22 protein-coding genes are annotated in these 22,100 nt (G+C 59.1%); 21 read left to right on the plus strand and 1 reads right to left on the minus strand.

All coding sequences use genetic code 11. The features are described from left to right. Window positions 1-3 precede the first annotated feature (3 nt). The 17 genes from ACR0JN_RS14855 to ACR0JN_RS14935 all read left to right on the plus strand — a co-directional run bounded on the left by ACR0JN_RS14855 (window position 4) and on the right by ACR0JN_RS14935 (window position 15,389). Window positions 4-708, plus strand: a complete 705-nt coding sequence (locus ACR0JN_RS14855; protein ID WP_480886647.1) for a DUF1326 domain-containing protein — start codon at window positions 4-6, stop codon at window positions 706-708. Continuing rightward, window positions 708-1,235 (plus strand): DinB family protein, encoded by a 528-nt coding sequence (locus ACR0JN_RS14860; RefSeq protein WP_480886649.1) that lies wholly within the window; start codon window positions 708-710, stop codon window positions 1,233-1,235. Before ACR0JN_RS14855 ends, ACR0JN_RS14860 begins: the two co-directional genes overlap by 1 nt. After that, window positions 1,236-2,339 (plus strand): dimethylsulfoniopropionate demethylase, encoded by a 1,104-nt coding sequence (locus tag ACR0JN_RS14865; RefSeq protein ID WP_480886651.1) that lies wholly within the window; start codon window positions 1,236-1,238, stop codon window positions 2,337-2,339. It abuts the gene before it with no gap. A 102-nt stretch (window positions 2,340-2,441) separates the two neighbouring features. Beyond that, window positions 2,442-3,437 (plus strand): acryloyl-CoA reductase, encoded by a 996-nt coding sequence (gene acuI, locus ACR0JN_RS14870; RefSeq protein ID WP_480886653.1) that lies wholly within the window; start codon window positions 2,442-2,444, stop codon window positions 3,435-3,437. A gap of 185 nt (window positions 3,438-3,622) precedes the next feature. Beyond that, the gene (gene frr, locus ACR0JN_RS14875; protein WP_480816930.1) at window positions 3,623-4,186 is read left to right on the plus strand and encodes a ribosome recycling factor; all 564 of its coding nucleotides are present in this window, start codon (window positions 3,623-3,625) and stop codon (window positions 4,184-4,186) included. A gap of 9 nt (window positions 4,187-4,195) precedes the next feature. Then, window positions 4,196-4,927, plus strand: a complete 732-nt coding sequence (locus ACR0JN_RS14880; protein ID WP_480816929.1) for an isoprenyl transferase — start codon at window positions 4,196-4,198, stop codon at window positions 4,925-4,927. Further along, window positions 4,924-5,706 carry a phosphatidate cytidylyltransferase gene (locus ACR0JN_RS14885; RefSeq protein ID WP_480886655.1) on the plus strand — a complete coding sequence of 261 codons (783 nt, stop codon included), beginning with the start codon at window positions 4,924-4,926 and terminating at the stop codon, window positions 5,704-5,706. Before ACR0JN_RS14880 ends, ACR0JN_RS14885 begins: the two co-directional genes overlap by 4 nt. Next, window positions 5,706-6,878 carry a 1-deoxy-D-xylulose-5-phosphate reductoisomerase gene (gene dxr / locus ACR0JN_RS14890; protein ID WP_480886658.1) on the plus strand — a complete coding sequence of 391 codons (1,173 nt, stop codon included), beginning with the start codon at window positions 5,706-5,708 and terminating at the stop codon, window positions 6,876-6,878. The genes ACR0JN_RS14885 and dxr overlap by 1 nt, the downstream gene beginning before the upstream one ends. A gap of 4 nt (window positions 6,879-6,882) precedes the next feature. Beyond that, window positions 6,883-8,235 (plus strand): RIP metalloprotease RseP, encoded by a 1,353-nt coding sequence (gene rseP, locus ACR0JN_RS14895; protein ID WP_480886660.1) that lies wholly within the window; start codon window positions 6,883-6,885, stop codon window positions 8,233-8,235. Window positions 8,236-8,315: 80 nt separating this feature from the next. Beyond that, on the plus strand, window positions 8,316-8,444 hold the full coding sequence (locus ACR0JN_RS14900) for a hypothetical protein (RefSeq protein WP_480610787.1): 129 nt from the start codon (window positions 8,316-8,318) through the stop codon (window positions 8,442-8,444). 127 nt (window positions 8,445-8,571) lie between these two features. Then, window positions 8,572-10,932, plus strand: a complete 2,361-nt coding sequence (bamA, locus tag ACR0JN_RS14905) for an outer membrane protein assembly factor BamA (protein WP_480886662.1) — start codon at window positions 8,572-8,574, stop codon at window positions 10,930-10,932. 21 nt (window positions 10,933-10,953) lie between these two features. Continuing rightward, complete coding sequence (locus tag ACR0JN_RS14910; protein WP_480886666.1) at window positions 10,954-11,523, plus strand: OmpH/Skp family outer membrane protein; 570 nt, start codon at window positions 10,954-10,956, stop codon at window positions 11,521-11,523. A gap of 73 nt (window positions 11,524-11,596) precedes the next feature. Further along, window positions 11,597-12,070, plus strand: a complete 474-nt coding sequence (gene fabZ, locus ACR0JN_RS14915) for a 3-hydroxyacyl-ACP dehydratase FabZ (RefSeq protein WP_480816923.1) — start codon at window positions 11,597-11,599, stop codon at window positions 12,068-12,070. Continuing rightward, a complete protein-coding gene (lpxA, locus tag ACR0JN_RS14920) occupies window positions 12,067-12,852 on the plus strand; it encodes an acyl-ACP--UDP-N-acetylglucosamine O-acyltransferase (protein ID WP_480816922.1) in 786 nt (261 codons plus the stop codon). Before fabZ ends, lpxA begins: the two co-directional genes overlap by 4 nt. Window positions 12,853-12,856: 4 nt before the next feature. After that, window positions 12,857-13,651 carry an LpxI family protein gene (locus ACR0JN_RS14925; RefSeq protein ID WP_480886669.1) on the plus strand — a complete coding sequence of 265 codons (795 nt, stop codon included), beginning with the start codon at window positions 12,857-12,859 and terminating at the stop codon, window positions 13,649-13,651. After that, a complete protein-coding gene (gene lpxB / locus ACR0JN_RS14930) occupies window positions 13,651-14,808 on the plus strand; it encodes a lipid-A-disaccharide synthase (RefSeq protein ID WP_480886672.1) in 1,158 nt (385 codons plus the stop codon). The genes ACR0JN_RS14925 and lpxB overlap by 1 nt, the downstream gene beginning before the upstream one ends. Continuing rightward, a complete protein-coding gene (locus ACR0JN_RS14935) occupies window positions 14,808-15,389 on the plus strand; it encodes a hypothetical protein (protein ID WP_480886675.1) in 582 nt (193 codons plus the stop codon). The genes lpxB and ACR0JN_RS14935 overlap by 1 nt, the downstream gene beginning before the upstream one ends. Here the strand turns inward: ACR0JN_RS14935 and mnmA are convergent. Next, a complete protein-coding gene (gene mnmA, locus ACR0JN_RS14940) occupies window positions 15,386-16,531 on the minus strand; it encodes a tRNA 2-thiouridine(34) synthase MnmA (RefSeq protein WP_480886676.1) in 1,146 nt (381 codons plus the stop codon). The two genes, ACR0JN_RS14935 and mnmA, sit on opposite strands and share 4 nt — an antisense overlap. A 128-nt stretch (window positions 16,532-16,659) precedes the next feature. Here mnmA and sciP point away from each other — a divergent pair, with 128 nt between their 5' ends. The 4 genes from sciP (at window position 16,660) to recG (ending at window position 22,090) form a co-directional block, all read left to right on the plus strand. Beyond that, window positions 16,660-16,953, plus strand: a complete 294-nt coding sequence (gene sciP, locus ACR0JN_RS14945) for a CtrA inhibitor SciP (RefSeq protein WP_480886678.1) — start codon at window positions 16,660-16,662, stop codon at window positions 16,951-16,953. A gap of 83 nt (window positions 16,954-17,036) precedes the next feature. Continuing rightward, window positions 17,037-17,753, plus strand: a complete 717-nt coding sequence (gene ctrA, locus ACR0JN_RS14950; protein ID WP_480816916.1) for a response regulator transcription factor CtrA — start codon at window positions 17,037-17,039, stop codon at window positions 17,751-17,753. Window positions 17,754-17,876: 123 nt separating this feature from the next. Beyond that, entirely contained in the window at window positions 17,877-20,003 is a 2,127-nt protein-coding gene (gene ligA / locus ACR0JN_RS14955) for an NAD-dependent DNA ligase LigA (RefSeq protein WP_480886680.1), read from the plus strand. Continuing rightward, a complete protein-coding gene (recG, locus tag ACR0JN_RS14960; RefSeq protein WP_480886683.1) occupies window positions 20,000-22,090 on the plus strand; it encodes an ATP-dependent DNA helicase RecG in 2,091 nt (696 codons plus the stop codon). The genes ligA and recG overlap by 4 nt, the downstream gene beginning before the upstream one ends. Window positions 22,091-22,100 lie beyond the last annotated feature (10 nt).

A 22,100-nucleotide genomic window follows, 5' to 3' on the forward strand; every position in this document is an offset into this window, starting at 1 on the left:
TCTATGGCTAAGAATAGAAAACCGGAAGCCGACAGGTTGCCGATCAGTCAACGTATCGACAGCCGTATGCCCAATCCCAAGCGGCGCGAGATGAGCCCGACCGAATGGTCCATCAAGGGTGAACTGATCCTGAATTGCTCGTGCGACGTGTTCTGCCCCTGTGTGGTTTCCCTGGGTGCACACCCCCCGACCGAGGGTCACTGCCACGCCTGGATGGGCGTCATCATCGACGAAGGACATTTCGAAGGCGAAGACCTTTCGGGGCTGAATGTAGGCCTGCTGGTTGATATCCCTGGCCGTATGGGCGAGGGGCAATGGAAGGTTGCCGCCTATGTGGACGAACGCGCCAGCGGTAAGGCCTATAACGGATTGCTCCAGATTTTCAGCGGGCAGGCGGGCGGTACCACCGGGCTGTTTACCATGCTCGTCAGTGAAATCATCGGTGCCGAACGCGCACCTGTCATGATCGAGCGCGACGGCAACAAACGCCGCATCTCGATTGGCCGCAAGATTCAGGGCGAGATTGAGATGGTGGCGGGAAAAGACGCTGAGCATCCCGTGATGGTCTCAAACTCGAAATACTGGATGGGGCCAGACATTATCGTTGCACGAGGCACCAAATCGAAAGTGCGTGACTACGGTCGTGTTTGGGACTTTGGCGGCAAGTCGGCCGAGATTTGTCCAATCGAGTGGCACGGGCCAAAGTAATGATTACCGGAGCCTATGCACGCGAGATGGCGCGCTATAACCGCTGGCAGAATGCTCAGTTGGCCGATTTCCTGAAGGAACTGACTTCTGAGGAACTGACCCGCGACCGCGGTGCGTTTTTCAGATCGATCCTGGGAACGGCAAACCACTTGCTGTGGGGTGACTGGATCTGGATGTCCCGGTTTGACAAAGGCCCCGGTCCGGTCGTCGACATACACAAGGCCGGAGGAGGTATTCACGAAAGTGTCTCTCTGTGCGCCAATCTTGATGAGTGGCTGCCGCTTCGGGAAACCGTAGACGCCCGTATCGAGGATTGGGCAAGCGGTCTGGGTGACGATATCCTGTCGGGTCCGTTCACATGGTACTCGGCAGCGAAGGAGGCAGATGTGACTTTGCCTTACGCGCAATGCGTGATCCATGTTTTCAACCACCAGACGCACCACCGGGGCCAATTGCATAAGATGCTGACAGAAACCGGCTCAGCCGCGCCAGTGAGTGATCTGGTCTTCATGCCGCAGGAGGATTGAATGCCGCAGATTTCCCTGTCCCGCCGACTGCGCCGTACTCCGTTCACAGATGGGGTTGAGGCCGCAGGCGTCAAAGCTTTCACGGTTTATAACCGGATGTTGCTGCCCACGTTATTTGAAAGCGCCGAGGCGGACTACCGCCACCTCAAGAGCCACGTTCAGGTTTGGGACGTCGCCTGCGAACGGCAGGTTGAATTGCGCGGACCCGATGCGACACGTCTGATGCAAATGCTGACGCCCCGCGATCTGCGAGGGATGCTGCCGGGACAGTGTTTCTATGTGCCGATTGTTGATGAAACCGGCGGAATGCTGAATGACCCCGTTGCGGTGAAACTGTCCGAAGATCGCTGGTGGGTTTCAATTGCTGACAGCGATTTATTGCTTTGGGTCAAAGGCTTGGCTAATGGGTATCGCCTGGATGTTCTGGTTGATGAACCTGACGTATCGCCCTTGGCAGTACAGGGTCCCAAGGCCGACGAATTGATGTCGCGCGTTTTTGGTGACCGCGTCCGCGATATCCGTTTCTTCAAGTTTGACATGTTCCAGTTCGAAGGCCGGGACCTGGCAGTGGCACGCTCGGGCTATTCGAAGCAGGGCGGGTTTGAGATCTACGTGGAAGGTAGCGATATCGGAATGCCCCTTTGGAACGCCCTGTTTGCGGCGGGTGAAGACCTTGAAGTGCGGGCGGGATGTCCAAACCTGATCGAACGGATTGAAGGTGGCTTGCTGTCTTATGGCAACGACATGACCGATGACAACACACCACATGAATGTGGTCTGGGCAAGTTCTGCAACACCCATACCGCGATAGGCTGCATTGGCAGAGATGCGTTGCTGCGGGTCGCGAAAGAAGGCCCGGTTCAGCAGATTCGACCGATTGCGATTGATGGCGATGCCGTGCCGCCCTGCGACAGGCCCTGGCAGGTTTACGCGGATGGAAAGCGTGTAGGGCAGGTGACGTCAGCCGCCTGGTCGCCGGATTTCGAAACCAACGTCTCGATTGGAATGCTGCGGCTTAGCCATTGGGACCCGGGTACGAGTATCGAGGTTGAAACGCCCGACGGGATGCGCTGGGCAAAAGTGCAGGCGAGTTTCTGGGTGTGAGGGCGGATGGGGGCTCTGCCCCCGTTGCTGCGCAACTCCCCCGGGATATTTTTGGCCAGATGAAGTACGGATCTGGTCGCAAAGCGAGGAAAGGAAGTTTTTATGTTCAATGCTTTGGTAATGGATAAAGACGAAGAAAGCGGATTGGCGAGCCCATCGGTTAAACAGCTTTCAACAGATGATCTTCCGCAAGGTGATGTCACCGTGGCGGTCGAGTATTCGACCGTGAACTACAAGGACGGGCTGTGTATGTCGCCCAAGGGCGGCGGGCTGGTTCGGTCTTATCCTCATGTTCCAGGCATCGACTATGCGGGAACGGTCGAGACATCCTCGGACGATCGCTATAAGCCCGGCGACAAGGTTGTTTTGACGGGCTGGCGCGTGGGTGAAGCGCATTGGGGCGGCTATTCGCAGAAGGCAAACGCGAAGGCGGATTGGCTGGTGCCCTTGCCCGAAGGGCTGGATGCGCGTCAGGCAATGGCCGTTGGGACCGCCGGATTTACTGCGATGCTGGCCGTCATGGCGTTGGAAGATCACGGGCTGACGCCGGATCGCGGGCCAGTTCTGGTTACAGGGGCCGCTGGCGGCGTTGGCTCTGTCGCTACTGCTATTCTGGGCCATCTGGGCTATGAGGTGGCTGCAGTCACGGGCCGACCGGAAACCGGAGACTACCTGAAATCACTGGGCGCGACGACGATTGTCCCACGGGATGAGTTGAACGAGACCACCAAGCGTCCTCTGGAAAGCGAAACCTGGGCCGGGTGCGTGGATGCCGTTGGTGGCGCAATGCTGGCGCGGGTTCTGGGTCAGATGAAGTATGGCGGTTCGGTCTCCGCCGTCGGTCTTGCTGGGGGTGCCGGATTGCCGGCGACAGTGATTCCGTTTCTGTTGCGTGGCGTGAACCTTCTGGGCATCGACAGTGTGATGCAGCCATATGAAAACCGGGTCCGTGCCTGGCAGCGTGTGGCGACCGATCTGCCGATGGACAAGCTTGAGGCGATGGTTCACCCCGCGAACCTGTCTGATTTGCCGCAGCTGGGCGCGGATATACTGAAAGGTCAGGTCAAGGGCCGCGTGGTTGTTGACGTCAACGCCTGACGCGTCAAAATTAAAAAAGCCGACCGGGTTCGCAAACCGGTCGGCTTTCGCTTTTAACACGTGGCGCAAAAAATGCCCGAAACAACTCTGGTCATTGCCACAATTCCTCAGCATGATTGCTATACATCCCTTTTACGATGGCTTAAGACCCATCCAAACAGATTTGAATACGGGGAGTGAGCAGCATGTCTGATGACTTCGAATTGGATACCGATGACCTTAAACGCCGCATGGAAGGCGCAATGGCAAACCTCAGGACCGAATTTGCTTCGCTGCGCACCGGGCGCGCCTCGGCTTCGATGCTTGAGCCGGTGATGGTTGATGCGTACGGGTCGATGACCCCTATCAATCAGGTTGGGACCGTCAACGTTCCCGAACCGCGGATGGTTACGGTGAATGTCTGGGATAAGTCATTGGTCGGTAAGGTGGAGAAGGCGATCCGCGAAAGCGGGTTGGGGATTAACCCTCAGCTCAACGGTACCATCATCATGCTGCCGATCCCTGAGTTGAACGAAGAACGCCGCCGCGAGCTTGGCAAGGTTGCCGGGCAATATGCCGAAAGCGCCCGGGTTTCGATCCGCAATGTCCGTCGGGACGGGATGGATCAGATCAAGAAGGCCAAGGCCGATGGTATGTCCGAGGACGATCAGAAGTTCTGGGAAAGCGAAGTTCAGGATTTGACCGACGAGTTGATCAAGGCCGTCGACGCCGCGCTTGAGACCAAGCAGGCCGAGATTATGCAGGTCTGAGCAGGTAGAATGCCCAAAGATCCCCACATTGAACTACCCGTTGGCCCGCGCCACGTGGCCATCATCATGGACGGCAATGGCCGCTGGGCCCAGGCCCGGGGCCGACCTCGGCTATTCGGCCACCATGCAGGCGCGCGCCGCGTGCGCGAAGTTGTCGAGGCCTGTCCGGGACTGGGGATCAAATACCTGACGATCTTTGCTTTCTCGACCGAGAACTGGAAACGCACGCAGGTCGAAGTGGCCGGGCTGATGAATCTGTTCCGCCGCTACATCATCAAGGAAACACGGACGCTGGCCGATAACGGTATTCGCGTTCGGTTTATCGGGGATCGCGTCCGGCTGGATTCGAAGCTGACCGAGTTGATGGACACGCTGGAAGAGGAAACCAAGGATAACGACCTTGTCCACTTGACAGTTGCGCTGAACTACGGCGGCCGGGACGAGGTTGCCCGCGCGACCAAGCGGCTTGCTCGCGATGTGGCCGAGGGGCGTTTGCGGCCTGATGAAGTGGATGAGGAAACCCTGCCTAAATATCTGGACACAAGGGTTTTACCTGATCCCGATCTGGTCATTCGCACCAGTGGTGAGGCGCGTATTTCGAATTTCCTTCTCTGGCAGTCGGCCTATTCGGAATACGAATTCATCGACACGCTATGGCCGGATTTTACAGCCTCCGAGTTGGAAAAACTGTGCCGCAATTTCGGCTCGCGCGAGAGGCGGTTCGGAGCGGTCCTGGCATGAGTGACGGCCGATGGTCTGATCTGACAGCGCGGGTTCTTTCTGCAGCGGTTCTGGTGGTCATTGGCGCGGTCGAGGTCTGGCTAGGAGGTCTCTGGTTCGAAACCTTCATTGCGGCAGCCTGCGGTCTGATGACGTGGGAACTGGTCCGGATGATCGACCCACAGCGGTCGGGCGTTGCGGCACAATTGGGCGTTCTCACGGCCATTGCGGTGATCCTGAGCTATCATTTACCGCCGGTTTTTAATCTGCTCATTCTTCTGGTTCCGGCTTTGGGTGGGGCCGGGCAGATCGGTCGATCTCGGGTGCTTTACGCATTGTTTGCGTTGTGGATCGCGGCGGCGGGGCTTGGGTTCATCTCGATCCGCGAGACTATGGGATTTGACCTCATGGTCTGGCTGATTGCCGTTGTGGTGGCAACGGATGTTGCCGGGTATTTTGTGGGCAAAACCTTCGGTGGCCCTAAGTTCTGGCCAAAAGTGAGCCCGAAAAAGACCTGGTCCGGAACTGCCGGCGGTTGGGCTGCGGCAGCGGTTGTTGGGGCAGGGTTTGCTGTTTACAGCGGGTTTGGCGTTGCCTTCGTGCTTGTGTCGGTGCTTGCATCCATGGCCAGTCAGGCCGGAGACATCGTCGAAAGCGCCGTGAAACGGAAGTTTGGGGTCAAGGACAGCTCGAACCTGATTCCCGGACATGGCGGGTTCCTGGACCGGTTCGACGGAATGATGGGAGCGGCGCTGTTCGTTCTGATTGCAGGTCTGATCTACACGCCCGAGGCTATGTAATGCGCAAAGTTTCGATTTTTGGGGCGACCGGGTCGATTGGTCAGAACACAATCGATCTGATTGCCCGCGACCCCGCAGCTTATGATGTTGTGGCCCTGACCGGCGGGGCGAATATCGAACAACTCGCAGCCGATGCCCGGCGTTTGGGGGCGGATCTGGCCGTGACGGCGCATGAAAATCGCCTGCAGGACCTGCAGGATGCACTGCAGGGCAGTGGAATCGAAGTGGCCGCTGGGCAGCGCGCTATTGTTGAGGCTGCGGCGCGGCCTGCGGATTGGGTCATGTCGGCCATTGTTGGCGCGGCGGGCCTTGCGCCGGGGATTGAGGCGCTGAAACAGGGTGCAACGCTGGCGCTGGCGAACAAGGAAACGCTGGTCTGTGCCGGGGCGCTGGTTCTGGAAACTGCACGAGAGCATGGCGCGCGTCTGCTGCCGGTCGACAGCGAGCATTCCGCCGTGTTTCAGGCGCTGGTTGGCGAGGATATGCAGGCGGTCGAACGCGTGATTATCACTGCCAGCGGCGGCGCGTTCCGCGATTGGCCTCTGGCCGACTTGGCAAAGGCAACGGTCGAGCAGGCCTCAAGCCACCCCAACTGGAACATGGGGCAGCGCATCACCATTGACAGCGCCTCGATGTTTAACAAAGCGCTGGAAGTGATTGAGACCCGAGAGTATTTCGGAATCGAACCCGATCAGATCGAGGTTCTGGTTCACCCGGAATCCATCGTGCATGCGATGGTCGGGTTCCGCGATGGTGCAGTGATGTCTCATATGGGCGCGCCTGATATGCGCCACGCCATTGGCTATGCTTTGCATTGGCCCGAACGGCGTGATCTGCCGGTGGAACGACTGGATCTGGCGAAACTGGGGCAGCTGCGCTTTCACAATCCAGACGAGGCGCGGTATCCCGCATTGAAACTGGCGCGCGAGGTCATGGCCCGCGGCGGGCTGGCTGGGGCGGTGTTTAATGCGGCCAAGGAGCGGGCGCTGGACCATTTCATCGCGCGCCGGATCGGTTTTCTGAGCATGGCCGACACGGTGGCCGAGGTTCTGGACCGGTTTGATGCCAAAGATGGCCTTATTGATGCCCCTTTGACACTTGATAACGTGCAGCAAACGGACCATCTGGCACGTCAATGGGTCGATGAAGCCGTGATCGTAAGAGCAGGATAGAATTTTGGACGCACTCTCACTGATCCCCCAGTTCGGCAATTTGCTGTACACGATTGTGGCCTTTGTGGTCGCGCTGTCCGCCATCGTGGCGGTGCATGAATATGGCCATTACATCGTCGGACGCTGGTCCGGCATCCATGCCGAGGTGTTTTCGATCGGGTTCGGCCCTGTGTTGTGGAGCCGAATCGACAAACGTGGCACCAGATGGCAAGTGGCGTTGTTGCCCTTTGGCGGATATGTGAAGTTTCTTGGCGATGCGAACGCAGCGTCGGGCAAGGATTCCGAGGCGATGGAAGACATTGCCGAACAAAGCCCGGAAGAGCTGCGCCGCACAATGCACGGCGCGCCGTTGTGGGCGCGCACGGCAACCGTTGCCGCCGGGCCAATATTCAATTTTATCATGTCGATTATAGTCTTCGGCCTGATTTTCTGGTCGCAGGGCGTGTCTCGGGAACCGCTGACAATCGGGGCGCTGCAGCCTTTGCCCGGCACGGTTCAGGGCCTGCAGGTGGGGGATGAGATCATCGCGATTGCGGGCATCCCGACGCCGGAGTTTGATGAAGAAAGCACCTGGGGCGAGTTCACCGAGGCGCTGCCTGTAGAACCGGTTCTGGACTACACGGTCATCCGCGACGGAGAGACAATGGATGTGCAGGCCCCTTGGCTGTTCCCGCCGTTGATCCGGCAGGTCGCGCCGCGCAGTGCCGCGATGGACATTCAGCTTGAGCAGGGGGATGTTATTACCGCCGTTAATGGCGAACCCATCTTTGCCTTCGAACAACTCAAGGAGTTTGTCGAAAGCTCTGACGGCCGAGTTCTGTTGCTGAACGTCTGGCGGGACGGGGCCGATCTTGAGTTTGCGCTGGCCCCGCGTCGCACGGATGAGCCGCAACCGGATGGTGGCTTTGTCACTCATTGGCGGATCGGTATCGTCGGAGGCATGATGCTTGAACCCGCGACCGTCCCGGCAGGTCTGCTGGATTCCCTGTCCGGCGGCGTGCGTCAGACCATGCGCATCATCGATGGGTCTCTGTCTGGCATGTGGCATATGGTGACCGGCGCGATCAGCACCTGCAACATCTCGGGTCCGATTGGCATCGCCGAGACTTCGGGCGCGATGGCCAGCCAGGGCGCGCAGAATTTCATCTTTTTTATCGCCGTTCTGTCGACCGCAGTGGGATTGCTGAATTTGTTCCCGATCCCGGTATTGGATGGCGGACACTTGGTGTTCTACGCCTATGAGGCCGTCACCGGCAGACCGCCCAGCGAAAAGGCGCTGCGGGTCTTTATGGGCGTCGGTCTGAGCCTAATCCTGGCGCTGATGCTGTTCTCGGTCAGTAACGATCTGTTCTGCTGATTATGACGCCCATCACTTATTGACGCCGCATTGTCGCCGTAATCTTGGGGTACGGTCTTTTTGCTACCAATGAGGCGGTCATGTCAAAAGCACTGCGGAAATCTTATCAGAGTGTCAGCTTCCTGTTCATCCTGAACTGGGACTCGCTTTTGTATTTCGGCGCGACTGCTCTGGCCTTGGCTGGCGGCGCTTACCTCGCGGGTCTGTGATTCTAACACTCTTCCGGTGAAAGCAGACGGCGCACCCTGTATAAGGGTGCGTTTTTTGGCCTTTTGACAAGTGGATTTATTCCCGCTACTCAGCTTTAAAGTCCTAAAATTCTGGGTAGAGCATAAAATGACTTACAGGCAAGGCGCAGGCACATCCTGCGGGGGGCAAAAGCCGGCAAACAAGATTTTGTGGCAGCCACTAACCTTCCTTTTCCTTTTTGTAGCAGTGAGTTTACTGGCTTTGCCTCATGCGGCGCAGGCGCAGAGCTTCACGATCAATTCCTTTGATGTCGAGGGTAACCGGCGCATCGAAACCGGCACGATCATCGCACGCACGGGAATCGAACCGGGGCAGACGGTCACTTCCGGCCAATTGAATGACGCCTATCAGCGTTTGCTTGACAGTGGTGTTTTTGAAACAGTCGAGTTGACTCCGCGTGGCACTACGCTGGTCATCGAAGTGCAGGAATACCCGACAATCAACCAGATCAGCATCGAAGGGAACGCGCGTATCAAGGACGATGTGCTTCTGGATGTGATCTCATCCGAACCGCGCCGCGTGTTCACGCCGCAAATCGCAGAAGCCGACGCTGACCTGATCGCCCAAGTTTATTCGGCACAGGGCCGCGTATCCGCCACCGTCATCCCACGCATCATTCGCCGCAGCGATAACCGGGTGGATCTGGTGTTTGAGGTTGCCGAGGGCACGACCATCGAGGTCGAACGGGTCAGCTTCGTCGGCAACCGCGCCTTTTCCGATCGTCGTCTGCGCCGCGTTTTGGAGACAAAGCAGGCGACCTTCCTGCGGACGTTTTTCAGAAGCGACACGTTCATCGGCGATCGCATTGAGTTCGACAAACAGGTCATCCGCGATTTCTACCTGTCGCGTGGCTATGTCGATTTCCGCGTGAACAGCGCCAATGTCGAATTCACCCGCGAACGCGATGCGTTCTTTCTGGTGATGAACATTACCGAGGGCCAGAAATTCTCGTTCGGTCAGATCACCACTGTCAGTGAAATCCCCGGTGTCGATCCGGCCCCTTATCAAGCGGCACTGAAGATCAAACCGGGCGTGACTTATACGCCTTCCTTGGTGGAAAACTCCATCGCGCGGATGGAACGTCTGGGCCTGAAAGAAGGCGTTGACTTCCTGCGTGTCGAGCCACGTGTTACCCGCAACGCGCGCGACCTGACCCTGGATGTGCAGTTTGTCCTGTCGCGCGGTCCGCGCATTTTCGTTGAGCGGATCGACATTGAGGGGAATACGACGACGCTCGACCGGGTTATCCGTCGGCAGTTTGACACGGTTGAAGGTGACCCGTTCAACCCACGTGAAATCCGTAACGCGGCCGAGCGTATCAATGCCCTTGGCTTTTTTGCGACCGCGGATGTCGAACCCCGCGAAGGATCATCGCCCAGCCAGGTAATCGTGGACGTGGACGTAGAAGAGCAACCGACCGGATCGCTGAGCCTTGGCGGTAGCTTTTCGGCCACGGATGGTTTCGGTATTGCAATTGGTCTGCAGGAACGAAATTTCCTGGGCCGTGGTCAGACCATTGGCGTGAACCTGTCGACCGCGCAGGATTCCGAACAATACACGCTGAACTTCACCGAACCCTTCTTGCTGGGTCGCAGGCTGCAGTTTGATCTTGGCTTGGGTCTGGCCACCACCAACTCGAGCTTTGCAAGCTACGACACCGAGAGCCTGTTTTTCCGTCCTCAACTGAGCTATGCCATCGGCGAATTATCGACACTCCGCCTGCGCTACGGGTGGGAGCGCAGCGAGATGACTCAGCAGGACGACGAGATCAACGGTGCCGTTATTGCGTCAGAAATTGCGCAGGGCGAACGGGTCAGCAGTTCGCTGGGTGTTTCTTATGTTTATGACAGCCGTCTCGGTGGCCTGAACCCGAATGCGGGCGTTTTGTTCGAAATCGGTGTCGACGCTGCAGGTTTGGGCGGCGACAACGAATTCATCAAATCCACCGCGCGGGGTATAGCACAGACACGTGTATGGAACGAAGAGGTTGTGCTTCGGGCAACGCTGGAACTGGGTGCCCTGCATTGGCGTGGAAACGACTTCAGCCGTACCCTTGATCGATTTGTTCTGGGTCCAAACACTTTCCGCGGTTTCGAACCGGCCGGTATTGGCCCGCGCGACCTGTCAAACGGGCAGGACGATGCCATCGGTGGCAACTACTACTGGGTCGCCCGGTTTGAAACGGATTTCCCGTTGGGGCTGCCGGAAGAACTGGGCCTGCGCGGCGGTCTGTTCTATGACGTCGGCAACCTTTACAACATTGACGATGTTGATACGACGGGGGCCACAATCGTCGGTGCCGATGGCTCTATTCGCCACGTGATCGGAATTTCGGTCTTGTGGGAAACGCCCTTTGGCCCGCTGCGATTCAACTTCTCGCAGCCGTTGAAGAAAGAGAGCTTTGACAAGGAACAGAACTTTGACCTGACTGTTCAGGCCCGGTTCTGATCCGCGATGCTGACGAAGTTTTTGACACAAAAACAGGGCCCGCTTTGGGCCCTGTGCGCATTTCTGGCCCTGTGGTTTGCGGCCCCGGTCGTCGCGCAACAACTGGGCGCGGCCTCGCACGGTGTTCTGACGATTTCCAGCGACCGGCTGTTTACCGACTCTGCCTTTGGGCAGCGGGTGCTTCGGGACTTTGAACTGGAAGGCGCGCTGCTCGCGGAAGAGAATGAACGCATCGTCGCCGAGCTAAGCCGGGAAGAAAAAGACCTGACCGAAAAGCGCGCCGAACTGCAGCCCGAAGAATTCCGGCCCTTGGCCGAGGCCTTTGACCAGAAGGTCCAGACCCATAGGGAAAGTCAGCGCGCGAAACTGGACGCGCTGACCCGGCGCAGCGAGGAGGATCGCCAGACCTTTTTCGCCCTTGCGCGCCCGATTCTGATCGACCTGTTGCGGGAAACTGGTGCCTCGATGATTCTGGAACGATCCAATGTCTTCCTCAGCTCGGACACCTCTGACATGACCGACGCGGCGATTGCCCGGATCGACGCCACCATCGGTGACGGAAGCGAATTGCCGGACGGCAACAGCGAATAGGTTTGCTTGCCCTTACGTTCCGGTATTGCTAACCACGCGGGAACTGAGACATCCAAAACGGGACAACTTTATTATGACCACGGAACCCAAAAGCGCCGACATTCAGCTGATCCAGCGGATATTGCCGCATCGCTATCCGTTTCTGCTGGTCGATAAGGTTGTGGACATCACCGACTACCACTCGGCCCGGGGCATCAAAAACGTCACGATGAACGAGCCGCACTTTCAGGGTCACTTCCCCGGAACGCCGATCATGCCGGGCGTCACGATTGTCGAGGCGATGGCCCAGACCGCTGGCGTGATGTTGGGCGTTGGCATGGATGTGATCGATACCGAGTTGCTGATCTATTTCATGAGCATCGACAAGTGTAAGTTCCGTCGCAAAGTCGTGCCCGGTGACGTGCTGGAGATGCACGTGGAGACCCTGCGCGGCAAAAAGGGCGGCAAGCTGTTCAAGTTCAGCGGTCGCGCAACGGTCGACGGGGATGTTGCCGCCGAAGCCGAATTCTCGGCCTATGTCGACTGGGAGATGGAAAAGACGGCATGAGCGGCATTCACCCCAGCGCAATCATCGAAGACGGAGCGCAGATCGGTCAGGACTGCGTGATTGGTCCGTTCTGCTATGTAGGCGCTCAGGTCACATTGGGTGACCGGGTTGAGCTGAAATCGCATGTTGTCGTGACCGGTGAAACCTCGGTCGGCGATGAGACGGTCATTTTCAACTTTTCGGTGATCGGTGAAATCCCGCAGGATCTTAAATTCGGCGGCGAAGATACCCGGCTTGAGATCGGCAAGCGCAACCGGATACGGGAACACGTAACGGTCAACACCGGCACCGATGGCGGCGGCGGCGTGACCCGGATCGGCGATGACTGCCTGCTGATGGCCGGGGTTCATGTGGCGCATGACGTGCAGATCGGGAACCGGGTGATCATGGTGAACCATGCCGGGGCCGCAGGGCATTGCATTATCGAGGATGACGTGATCATCGGTGGTATATCCGGCTTGCATCAATGGGTACGCGTCGGGCGCGGCGCCATCATCGGTGCGCTGACCATGGTGCCCAACGATGTTATTCCCTACGGCCTTGTTCAGGCTCCGCGCGGTGAGTTGGACGGGCTCAATCTGGTTGGACTCAAGCGTAAAGGCGTCTCGCGCGAGGATATCTCGGCCCTGCGCGCGGCGTTCCGCGAGTTGTCCAAGGGCGAGGGCACTTTCATGGACCGCGCCCACAGGGTCGGGGATCAGACCGAAAGCGAATATGTACGGCGGATCGTCGACTTCGTGACCGGGCATAGCGACCGGTCTTTCCTGACACCGGGGAAATAACGCGATGCTTGCGCTGATTGCGGGAACCGGCGCTTTGCCGAACGAAGTGGTTGCCGAACTGGCCGAGCGCCCCGTGATCTGCGCGATGGAGGGGTTTCTGCCCGACAGCCTGAACCCGGATATCGTGTTCCCGCTGGAGCATTTGGGGAGTTTCATTGCTGACCTGCGCGCCAAAGGCGTGACCGAGATTTGCATGGCCGGTGCCGTCCAGCGCCCGACCATTGATCCCTCGCGTATCGACGCGGCCACGATGCCTCTGGTCCCGATCCTGCAGCAGGCGATCATGTCGGGGGATGACGGCGCGTTGCGCGCCGCGATCGGGATTTTTGAGGACGCGGGCCTGCACGTGCGCGCCGCACATGAGATCGCGCCGGGCCTTCTGCCATCTCTGGGGTGCCTGACCGAGACGCAACCGTCCGAGGCTGATCTGGCGGATGCCGACCGGGCCGCCGGGATTTTGCATGCCATGGGAGCGGCGGATATCGGGCAAGCCTGCGCCGTGGCCAAGGGACAGGCACTCGCGGTCGAGAGTATTTTCGGCACAGCCTGGATGCTGCAATCACTGACGCAACGCCCGGATGCAGGTGGCGGCATCCTTTTCAAGGGACCCAAGCCGGATCAGGATCGCCGCGCCGATCTGCCAGCGATTGGGCCGGACACGGTGACCGGTGCCGTGGCCGCAGGGCTGTCCGGCATTGTCATCGAAAAGGGTGGCGTGATCGTCCTGCAGCGGGAGCGCGTGATTGCTGAGTGCAATCGTCTGGGCCTGTTTCTTTATGTGCGCGAGCGGCTCGTCTGATGCGCGTTTTTCTGGTCGCCGGTGAACCCTCGGGCGACCGGCTTGGCGGCGCGCTGATGGAGGGGCTGAAAACGCTTGTTCCCGACGTGCAGTTCGAAGGCGTCGGCGGGCCGCTGATGCAGACCCAAGGACTGAACAGCCGCTTTCCCATGTCCGAACTCAGCGTGATGGGGCTGGTCGAGGTTCTGCCCAAGTTCTTCCACCTCAAACGCCGGATCGCCGAGACCGCACAGGCGGTTTTGGACACGAAACCGGATGTGCTGATTACCATCGACAGTCCGGATTTCAGCCTGCGCGTGGCGAAAATTGTCAAAGCGTCAAGCGATATCCGAACCGTCCATTATGTCGCTCCAAGCGTCTGGGCATGGCGACCGGGACGGGCGGACAAGATGGCGAAGGTCATTGATCATGTTCTGGCGCTGTTGCCCTTTGAGCCGCCCTATATGGAACGCGCCGGGATGGAATGTGATTTCGTCGGCCATCCGGTAGTGAACGAACCCGTCGCCTCGGAACAGAATATTGCACAGTTTCGCGCGGATCATGGTCTGGGAGATGTTCCGATCATCCTTGCGCTGCCCGGCTCTCGCAAGGGAGAGGTCGAACGGCTGGCCCCGATCTTCGGCGACGCTTTGCAGCAGTTTCTGCAAGATCGCCCCGACACACGTGTTGTGGTTCCGGCGGTTGCGCACATGGTAGAAGCGGTCTCAGATCACGTGCAGGATTGGCCGGGAGAGCCTCTGGTTGTCGACCCGAGAGATTTACCATCGGATCAAGCGCAGGCGCAGAAAAGGGCCGCATTTGCCGCAGCCGATCTTTCTCTGGCGGCGTCGGGCACGGTCTCTTTGGAACTGGCCGCGCAGGCGACGCCGATGGTGATTGCCTATAACCTGAATTGGCTAACCACGCTGATCGCCAAACGAATGGTCAGTCTGGACACGGTGACGCTGGTCAATCTGGTGTCCGAAACCCGCGCGGTTCCCGAATGCCTTCTGGACGATTGCCAGCCCGACAAGATTGCCGAGGCTATAAGGCAGGTCGCAGCCGCCCCCGATACGCAGCGTCAGGCAATGGACCTGACCATGGACCGGCTTGGTCGCGGCGGCGAAGCACCGGGCCTGCGCGCCGCGCGGGCCGTTTTGGACCGGATGAACGCCTGATGCTGGATTATGCGGTCTTTGCGCTGTCGGCCTTTACGGCGCAGGTTTTGACGAACCTCGACAATGTCGCGGCCTTGCTGGCATTGATGATGGTGTCGGGGCCGAAACGCTCCGTTCTGGGATTTCTTGCCGCGCAGATACTGGTGATTGCCGCCGCTTATCTGGTGGCGGTAGGCGTCGATGACGTCATCCCCCATTGGGCCGGTTATCTGGGCGTTATCCCTCTGACCTTAGGGGTGCTGGGCGTTCTGCGTCAGGTTCGCGGCGCGTTGCCAACGCAGGACCCCAAGATCGAAACCGGAGCCTCGACCCTCGTGATTTCGATGCTGTTTGTCAGCCTGTCGATGGATACCTTTGCCGTGCTGGCACCGCTTTTGGCCGACTCCGCGCCCGGCTTCCGAATTGCGGGGCTTATCGGCGCGGGCAGCGCGGCGTTGGGTCTGGCCTCGGTCGCGTTGCTGGGGTCCAAGGCACCGTTCATGACCGGGAACCTTGCCCACCGGTTGGAGAAATTGGTGCCCTTTGTCATGATCTTTGCCGGGCTTTATATCCTCAGCAACTCGTGGACCGACGCGATCTAGTAACCGCGCCAGATCCACCCACCGCCGAAGATACGGCTGCCAGTGCTTTCATAGAACACGCAAGCCTGACCCGGAGAGATGCCTTCCTCGGGCGTCAGCAGTTCCACCTCGGCAGTGGTTTCAGACAAGGGGCGCACAATCGCCTCGCGCGGCGGGCGGGTCGAACGAACTTTGACCGACAGGTGCCATTCGTCGCGCGACGTGAAAGGCTCATCCCCCAGCCAGTTGATCTCGCGCACGGGAACGGTGCGGGTCGCCAGCATCTCTTTCGGGCCGACGACGACCTGTTTCTTGTCCACGTCCAGCTTGACCACGTAAAGCGGCTCGCTGAGCCCGCCGATGCCCAGGCCGCGCCGCTGACCGATGGTGTAGTGAATGACCCCGTTATGCTGCGCCAGAACGCGGCCATCGGCATGCACGATCTCGCCCGGTTCCGCCGCACCGGGGCGCAGCTTTTCGATCACGCTGGCATAGTTGCCGTTGGGCACAAAGCAGATGTCCTGACTGTCGGGCTTGTCGGCCACGGCCAGCCCGTATTGCGCCGCCATCTCGCGCGTGGCGTCTTTCGAGGGCAGGTGACCCAGCGGGAAGCGCAGGAAGTCTAGCTGCTCGGGCGTGGTTGAGAACAGGAAGTAGGACTGATCGCGATTGGCATCCTCGGCGCTGTGCAGCTCCGGGCCTTTGGGGCCCATCTTGCGTTGGATATAATGACCCGTGGCCATGCAGTCGGCCTCAAGGTCTTTGGCGGTTTCCAGCAGGTCCTTGAATTTCACCCGCTCATTGCAACGGATGCATGGAACTGGCGTCGCGCCCGCCAGATAGCTGTCGGCGAACTCGTCGATTACGGCGTCCTTGAAGATGTTCTCATAGTCCAGAACATAGTGCGGAAAGCCACGCTCCTCGGCCACGCGCCGCGCGTCGTGGATGTCGATGCCGGCGCAGCACGCGCCCTTCTTGGCCAACGCCGCGCCGTGGTCATAAAGCTGCAGCGTCACGCCCACCACGTCATAGCCCTGATCGGCCAAATGCGCCGCGACAACGGAACTGTCCACGCCACCGGACATGGCAACCACCACCCGCGTTTCCGAGGGCGGTTTGGCAAAGCCAAGCGAATTGAGTTGGGTCTCGGCAGCGAGGGCCATGGCGATTCCAGTCCGAGTTAAGAAAGACCGGCAGAATATAGGAAAATTCTAGACACTCTCAAGGGGCGGTTTCACGCGCCATTAAGTACCCTGGATGCAGCTTTGTCGCACCAGGAAAGGGCAGAGAGATGTATTTGCACAAAGTTGAAGGGCCAAGGTCCGTAACCCTGCCGGATGGAACGGTTTTGACTCGCGCCGATCTGCCGCCCGAAGACACGCGCCGCTGGGTCGCCTCGCGCAAGGCAATTGTCGTGCGCGGCGTACTGTATGGGCTGATCACCTTGTCGGACGCCAAGAAACGCTATGGCATCAGCGATGAAGAATTCAACACATGGGTTTCGGCGGTCGCAGAACACGGTGTGGACGCCTTGAAGGTGACGGCCTTAAAAAAATATAGACAACCTAAAGGTGATATCGAATAAATGATTCAACGGTAACGTCAGATTAACCATTATTAGTCAGGGTTAATTTCAATAGGAATAGTTGACCCGAATTGGAGCAGTAAATGAGAATACTTCTTGTCGAGGATGACCCGACAACATCCAAAAGCATCGAGCTGATGCTGACGCATGCGAACCTGAACGTGTATGCAACGGATTTGGGGGAAGAGGGCATCGATCTGGCAAAGCTCTATGACTACGATCTGATTTTGCTGGACCTCAACCTGCCGGACATGAACGGCCATGAAGTGTTGCGCCAGTTGCGGATCGCGCGGGTTGAAACGCCGATTCTGATCCTGTCGGGTGCCGACGACACCGAAAGCAAGATCAAGGGCTTCGGCTTTGGGGCAGATGACTACCTGACCAAGCCTTTCCATCGCGAAGAACTGGTTGCCCGCATTCACGCGATCATCCGCCGCTCCAAGGGGCATTCGCAATCGGTCATTCATACCGGGCGGGTTGCTGTTAACCTCGACGCCAAAACGGTCGAAGTGGACGGCAAGACGGTTCATCTGACAGGCAAGGAATACCAGATGCTGGAACTGCTGAGTTTGCGTAAAGGCACGACGCTGACCAAAGAAATGTTCCTGAATCACTTGTATGGCGGCATGGATGAACCCGAGTTGAAAATCATCGACGTTTTCATCTGCAAGCTGCGCAAGAAACTCAGCAATGCGACAGGCGGTGAGAATTATATCGAAACCGTTTGGGGCAGGGGATATGTGCTGCGTGATCCTCAGTCCAACAGCATGGACGAGACCCGGATGGCCGTCAGCGCCTGAATTGACCAAACCTGTGCCGCCGTCGGTCCAGGGCGGCACCTCCACTCACGTCTCAGCACGTCTGGACCTGGCCATGGCCTCGCCCTATCACTGAGGTCCAAGATTAAGTGACGGGGCGAGGGCATGAGCGATTCAGTTTCAGCGCAGGATTTGACAGAGCAGCAAGCGCGAGAAGAGCTTGCGCGTCTGGCCGAACAGCTTTCGCGGGCAAACACGCTGTATCACGCCGAGGACGCGCCCGAGATTTCGGATGCGGAATACGACGCGCTCAAGCGCCGCAATGCCGAGATTGAAGCGCGTTTTCCGCATCTCAAACGTGAGGACAGCCCCTCGGACCAGGTGGGTGCGCGGGCGGCCGACGGGTTCTCGAAGGTCACGCATGCGGTTCGCATGATGTCGCTGGGCAATGCCTTCGATGATGAGGATGTAGCGGATTTCGACCGCTCCATCCGAAAATACCTTGGGCTGGATACCGAGGCCCCACTGGCGTTCACGGCGGAGCCCAAGATTGACGGGCTGTCGCTTTCGCTGCGCTACGAAAAAGGGGAACTGGTGCAGGCCGCAACGCGCGGTGATGGGGAAGTTGGCGAAAACGTAACGGCCAATGCACGCACGGTCGCGGACATTCCCCAGAAGATCGACGGCGCACCGGATATCATGGAGGTCCGGGGCGAGGTTTACATGTCCCATCAGGATTTCGAAAACCTGAACGCGCGCCAGTCCGAGACCGGAGGCAAACTCTTTGCCAACCCGAGGAATGCAGCGGCGGGTTCTCTGCGCCAGTTGGATGCCTCGATCACCCAATCGCGCCCTTTGCGTTTCTTTGCATATGCTTGGGGGGAACTGTCCGAACCTTTGGCTGACACGCAGATGGCGGCGATTCAACGGCTCAAGAGCTTCGGGTTTTCCACGAACACACTCACAAAAGTTTGCCCAACGACCGCAGACATGTTGAACCATTACCGCAGCATCGAAGAACAGCGCGCGACCCTCGGCTATGACATCGACGGCGTTGTATACAAGGTGAACGATTTGGCGCTGCAGGCCAGGCTCGGGTTCCGCTCGACGACCCCCAGATGGGCAATTGCGCACAAGTTTCCCGCTGAATTGGCTTGGACCCGACTCGAGGCGATCGACATTCAGGTCGGCCGCACCGGTGCGCTCAGCCCGGTCGCGCGGCTGCATCCGGTGACTGTTGGCGGCGTCGTGGTCTCGAACGCCACGTTGCATAACGAGGATTATGTCGCCGGGCAGGACGCCAAAGGCGGAACGATCCGCGATGGCAAGGACATTCGCGAAGGCGACTGGGTGCAGGTCTATCGCGCGGGCGACGTGATCCCGAAAATCGCCGATGTCGATCTGTCAAAACGGCCCGAAGGGGCCGAGCCATACAAATTCCCGACAACCTGCCCGCAATGCCAAAGCGACGCCATTCGAGAAGAGGGCGATGCGGTCAGACGCTGCACAGGTGGCGTCATTTGCCCCGCGCAGGCCGTTGAAAAACTGAAACATTTCGTCTCACGCAAGGCGTTCGATATCGAAGGGCTAGGCGCGAAGCAGATTGAGATGTTCTATGATGATCCCGATCTGCCGATCCGAACACCGGTCGATATTTTCACGTTGCACAAAAGGGATGGGGGCAATCTGAACAAGCTGGCCAACCGCAAAGGTTGGGGCACGCAAAGCGCGGGCAACCTGTGGGCTGCGATCGACGAAAAGCGCAACATTCCCTTTGGGCGCTTGCTGTTTGCGCTGGGTATTCGGCACATGGGCGAAGCCGCGTCGAATCTTATCGCGAACCATTACGGAAGCTGGTCGGAGTTTGAGCGCGCCGTCACCGCCGCCTCGGGGTTTGAGGGGCCGGAATGGGACGACTTGATCGGCATCGACGGGATCGGGGAAATCATGGCCCGTTCGCTGGTCTCGGCCTTTGCACAGCCTGCGGAACGCGCCAGCATCGAAGCTCTGGTCGCGCAACTGCAGGTGCAAGAGGCGAAACGGCCGGATACCTCCGGCAGTCCGGTGGCAGGCAAAACCGTTGTTTTCACCGGCACGCTGGAAAAGATGACCCGCGCCGAAGCCAAAGCGCGGGCCGAAGCGTTGGGCGCAAAGGTTTCAGGCTCGGTCAGCAAAAAAACCGACCTGTTGGTTGCCGGTCCGGGCGCGGGCTCCAAGGCGAAAAAAGCCGCCGAGCTTGGCATTGAAACGCTGGATGAGGATGGCTGGTTGCAGCTGATCGACGGCGCATGAGCGGACGACCGGAACAGCTTTTCCCGCTGTTCGCGGGGCTTGAAACGTTAGAGGGCGTCGGCCCGAAAACGGCTCAGGTGATGGCGCAAGCGGGGATCGAAAGCCCCCGCGATGTGCTGTTCGGCCTGCCTTATGCGGTTGTCGACCGGCGCAGGCGCGAGACGATCCAGGGGGCCGATCTACCGACCACGCTTACAGTCGAAGTGACGGTTGGCGCGCACCGACCGCCGCGCAACAAGGGCGGTGCCTATCGGGTTCATGTCGAAGATACTCAGGCCGATTTCCAACTGGTCTTTTTCCACGCGCGGGGGGATTATCTGAAAAAGGTGCTGCCTCAGGGGGCGCGCCGGGTGATCTCGGGCAAGTTAGAGCTTTTTGACGGCATGGCGCAGATGGTGCATCCCGACCATATGCTGCCGGTGGAACAGGCGACTGAGATTCCAGAGTTCGAGCCGGTTTATCATCTGACGCAGGGCCTGACCCAAAAGACTGCCTTCAAAGCGGCGCGCAGTGCGCTGGCCCGCGCACCGGAATTGGCGGAATGGATCGACTCGGCTCAGCTTTCGCAAAAGAACTGGCCAGATTGGGCCGAAGCTATTAGGGCCGCGCACAACCCGCAGGGCGCGGATGATGTTGCGCCTTTTGCACCAGCTCGGGAGCGTCTGGCCTATGATGAACTGCTGGCGCATCAACTGACGCTGGCTCTGGCGCGTCAAAGGGAACGAAAGGCGCGCGGGGTTGTCAGCGTTGGAACCGGCGCGCTGCAGTCCAAGGTTCTGGCCAGCCTGCCGTATCGACCAACGGGCGCGCAAAGCAGCGCGATCAAGGAAATCTCGGCGGATATGGCCTCGGACGCGCGTATGAATCGCTTGCTTCAGGGCGATGTGGGTGCGGGCAAAACGCTTGTGGCGTTCATGGCCTTGCTGGTGGCGGTCGAGGCCGGCGGGCAGGGCGTCATGATGGCCCCGACTGAAATATTGGCCCGGCAGCATCTGGAAGGGTTGCGGCCCCTTGCCGAAGAGGCCGGTGTGGTTCTGGAAATCCTGACCGGGCGCGATAAGGGAGCGGAACGAAAGGCGAAGCTGGCCGCATTACGAAGCGGCGACATCCAGATTTTGGTCGGCACCCATGCTGTGTTCCAAAGTGATGTAGAATTCCACGCGCTACGGCTGGCCATCGTTGACGAACAACATCGCTTTGGCGTGCGCCAGCGGATGGAGTTGTCGGACAAAGGGCAGGGTGCGGATGTGCTGGTGATGACCGCCACGCCGATCCCCCGCAGTCTGGCGCTGGCGCAATATGGCGATATGGACGTCTCGGTGCTGGACGAAAAGCCGCCCGGGCGGAAGCCCATCAAAACTGCCATCGTTAGCACACGGCGCATGGATGACGTCGTTGCCCATCTGCAGCGCGCGATTGATGAGGGGCGGCAATGCTATTGGGTGTGCCCTCTGGTCGACGAATCCGAGGTGTCCGACCTGACCGCGGCCGAGGAACGGTTCAAACGGCTGCGCGCCATTCTGGGCGACGGCAATGTTGGGCTGGTGCACGGCCAGATGCCGCCCGCCGACAAGGACGCGGCGATGGAGGCTTTTCAGAACGGGCAGACCAAGGTGCTGGTGGCCACCACGGTCATTGAGGTTGGCGTCAACGTTCCCAATGCCTCGATCATGGTGATTGAGCGGGCTGAAATCTTCGGTCTTGCCCAGTTGCACCAATTGCGCGGGCGCGTGGGGCGGGGCGACGCGGAATCGACCTGTTTGTTGATGTATCAGCCCCCGCTCAGCGAGGGCGGGCGCAAACGGTTGGAAGTCTTGCGCGAAACCGAGGACGGGTTCCGCATTTCGGAGACCGACCTGCAGATGCGGGGTGCGGGCGACCTGATCGGAACTGCGCAATCCGGCTTGCCGAAATTCCGCATCGCCGACCTTGAACGGCAAGCGGGCCTGATGGCTGTCGCCCAGACAGATGCGCGGGCCTTGCTGAACGCAGACCCCAAACTTGAAACGGAACGGGGTCGGGCGGCGCGTGTTCTGCTTTGGCTGATGAAGCAGGATCAGGCGATCCGTTTGATTTCAGTGGGTTAGATTGGAAGTC

Source organism: Ruegeria sp. G12 (assembly GCF_056533565.1).

Coding starts and splice junctions, on each gene's coding strand:
- ACR0JN_RS14855 (WP_480886647.1), top strand. CDS start 4: ATGGCTAAGAATAGAAAACCGGAAGCCGACAGGTTGCCGATCAGTCAA.
- ACR0JN_RS14860 (WP_480886649.1), top strand. CDS start 708: ATGATTACCGGAGCCTATGCACGCGAGATGGCGCGCTATAACCGCTGG.
- fabZ (WP_480816923.1), top strand. CDS start 11,597: ATGACCACGGAACCCAAAAGCGCCGACATTCAGCTGATCCAGCGGATA.
- ACR0JN_RS14865 (WP_480886651.1), top strand. CDS start 1,236: ATGCCGCAGATTTCCCTGTCCCGCCGACTGCGCCGTACTCCGTTCACA.
- ligA (WP_480886680.1), top strand. CDS start 17,877: ATGAGCGATTCAGTTTCAGCGCAGGATTTGACAGAGCAGCAAGCGCGA.
- acuI (WP_480886653.1), top strand. CDS start 2,442: ATGTTCAATGCTTTGGTAATGGATAAAGACGAAGAAAGCGGATTGGCG.
- lpxB (WP_480886672.1), top strand. CDS start 13,651: ATGCGCGTTTTTCTGGTCGCCGGTGAACCCTCGGGCGACCGGCTTGGC.
- mnmA (WP_480886676.1), bottom strand. CDS start 16,531: ATGGCCCTCGCTGCCGAGACCCAACTCAATTCGCTTGGCTTTGCCAAA.
- ACR0JN_RS14880 (WP_480816929.1), top strand. CDS start 4,196: ATGCCCAAAGATCCCCACATTGAACTACCCGTTGGCCCGCGCCACGTG.
- ACR0JN_RS14935 (WP_480886675.1), top strand. CDS start 14,808: ATGCTGGATTATGCGGTCTTTGCGCTGTCGGCCTTTACGGCGCAGGTT.
- lpxA (WP_480816922.1), top strand. CDS start 12,067: ATGAGCGGCATTCACCCCAGCGCAATCATCGAAGACGGAGCGCAGATC.
- ACR0JN_RS14885 (WP_480886655.1), top strand. CDS start 4,924: ATGAGTGACGGCCGATGGTCTGATCTGACAGCGCGGGTTCTTTCTGCA.
- recG (WP_480886683.1), top strand. CDS start 20,000: ATGAGCGGACGACCGGAACAGCTTTTCCCGCTGTTCGCGGGGCTTGAA.
- bamA (WP_480886662.1), top strand. CDS start 8,572: ATGACTTACAGGCAAGGCGCAGGCACATCCTGCGGGGGGCAAAAGCCG.
- ACR0JN_RS14900 (WP_480610787.1), top strand. CDS start 8,316: ATGTCAAAAGCACTGCGGAAATCTTATCAGAGTGTCAGCTTCCTGTTC.
- dxr (WP_480886658.1), top strand. CDS start 5,706: ATGCGCAAAGTTTCGATTTTTGGGGCGACCGGGTCGATTGGTCAGAAC.
- ACR0JN_RS14925 (WP_480886669.1), top strand. CDS start 12,857: ATGCTTGCGCTGATTGCGGGAACCGGCGCTTTGCCGAACGAAGTGGTT.
- frr (WP_480816930.1), top strand. CDS start 3,623: ATGTCTGATGACTTCGAATTGGATACCGATGACCTTAAACGCCGCATG.
- sciP (WP_480886678.1), top strand. CDS start 16,660: ATGTATTTGCACAAAGTTGAAGGGCCAAGGTCCGTAACCCTGCCGGAT.
- ctrA (WP_480816916.1), top strand. CDS start 17,037: ATGAGAATACTTCTTGTCGAGGATGACCCGACAACATCCAAAAGCATC.